Raw genomic sequence first — 1,815 nt, forward strand, 5'->3', positions numbered from 1 at the left:
CGCACCGGCACAGCGGCGGATGCCGCCGTCGTCGTAGTCTTTAGCTCCCGTTCGGGAGGAAGTAAGGAGTTGCCATGGCAGACGCCGCACGCGCTGCACGCATGGCCCAGCGCATCAAGGTGATTGTCGCCGAAGCCCTCCGCCGCCGGGTCAAGGACCCACGGCTGGAAGCGGTCACGGTCACCGATGCACGGGTCACCAATGACCTGCAGCATGCCACCATCTATTACACGGTCTTCGGCGAGTCCGAGGAGCAGGACGCGGTACACCGCGCTCTTGAATCCGCGAGGGGAGTCCTCCGGGCCGAGGTGGGCCGGAACATCACGGCACGCCTGACCCCCACCCTCGAGTTTGTGCCGGACGAGATTCCGGTCAACGCAAACCACCTTGAGGAACTGCTCCGCACAGCGAAGGAACGCGACGCGGAGGTTGCCGAGCTTGCACGCAAGGCCGCCTTCGCCGGCGAGGCTGACCCCTACCGGAAGCCGGGCGAGGAAGACACCAGGGACGAAGACTCCCTGTAAGTGTCGAAGGTTTGAGCGTCAGCGTTTCGGAAGCCTGCCCACTCCGGTGAGCAGGCTTTCGCTGTCTGTGCAGAGCGCAATCCGGATCCACCCTTCGCCGTTGGAGCCGAACGCGGTCCCGGGCGCCACCGCCACCCCCTCCTCAGCAAGGAACCTGTGGGCCCAGGCACGCACATCTCCGCCGGTGGCATGGGACAGATCGGCCCACAGATAGAACGCGCCCTGCGCATCCAGGTAGTCGATATTGAGCGAGGAGAGCACCGCCGTCGCAGCGTCCCGGTTGGAACGGTAGTGACGCGCTGCCGTCTCGATGTAGTCCGTGGGCCCCGTCAGCGCCGCGACAGCCGCATACTGCGGTGACGCCCCCACACAGGACACGATCGACTCCATCACGGCATTGAATTCCGTGCCAAGACCGTCGGGCATCACCAGGGCGCCGACCCGCAGGCCGGTGAGGCCGAAGGTCTTCGACAGGGTCAGTGAGGTCACCACCCGTTGGGGGTCGGCGTCGAAGCGGGCCGGACTGACGTGGGGCACCCCATAGGTGAACGCCTCATAGCACTCGTCCGACAGGATCCACAGGTCGTGGCGTTCGGCGAACTCCATCAGCTCACGGGTGAGCTGTTCACTGAAGACCGCACCCAGGGGATTGGACGGTGAGTTCACGACGAGGAGCCTGGTGCGCGGTCCCACCAGATCCTCCAGATCGCTGATCCGCGGTTGGAATCCGTTGTCCGGCCGGAGCGGATAGCTCACCGGCCGGGCGTGAACCAGCTGGGCGGTCATGGTGAAGGTCGGGTAGCCGGGGTTAGGAATCAGGACCTCGTCACCGGCATTGAGCAGCATGCTCATGGCGAGGTGCAGGCCCTGCTGTGCGCCGGCGGTGACGTAGACCCGGGCGGGGTCGAGGTCAATCCCGTTCCTGCTGCCGAACCGCGTGGCGAAACTGCGCCGGAGGGCCGCAATGCCTTCGTTGGGGGTGTAATTGGTCTCGTCCCGGTCCAGCGCTGCCATGCCGGCTTCGAGGATGTGGCGCGGAACAGGAAAACCCGGCTCGCCGATGCTGAGCACAATCGCATCAGGGGTGGCCCACGCAGCCTGGGTGATCTCCCGGATCTGGTTGGAGGGCAGCTGTTCAATGTGCTTCGCGATGGACGGCATACGGGCATAGTAGCGGTGAGGAGGGCCCGTTCCCGACACCTATACTGGGAGGCGTGAATTCCGGGCAGGTCCACTCTGGACTGGTAATAGTGGACAAGCCGCAGGGCTGGACCAGCCATGACGTGGTGGG

General features: G+C 65.3%; 2 protein-coding genes. One reads left to right on the top strand and one right to left on the bottom strand.

Going from position 1 to position 1,815, the window contains the following annotated elements; translation table 11 throughout:
* The first annotated feature begins 74 nt into the window (after positions 1-74).
* A complete protein-coding gene (gene rbfA / locus X803_RS0112900; protein WP_026545454.1) occupies positions 75-524 on the top strand; it encodes a 30S ribosome-binding factor RbfA in 450 nt (149 codons plus the stop codon).
* 18 nt (positions 525-542) lie between these two features.
* On the opposite strand, the gene X803_RS0112905 is transcribed toward rbfA, so the two are convergent.
* A complete protein-coding gene (locus X803_RS0112905) occupies positions 543-1,685 on the bottom strand; it encodes a pyridoxal phosphate-dependent aminotransferase (protein ID WP_026545455.1) in 1,143 nt (380 codons plus the stop codon).
* Positions 1,686-1,815 lie beyond the last annotated feature (130 nt).

Source organism: Arthrobacter sp. 35/47, assembly GCF_000520475.1.
Lineage (GTDB): Bacteria > Actinomycetota > Actinomycetes > Actinomycetales > Micrococcaceae > Arthrobacter_D > Arthrobacter_D subterraneus.

Bases quoted from the DNA above. Each gene is read 5' to 3' on its own strand.
- X803_RS0112905 (WP_026545455.1), bottom strand. From the start codon at position 1,685: ATGCCGTCCATCGCGAAGCACATTGAACAGCTGCCCTCCAACCAGATC.
- rbfA (WP_026545454.1), top strand. From the start codon at position 75: ATGGCAGACGCCGCACGCGCTGCACGCATGGCCCAGCGCATCAAGGTG.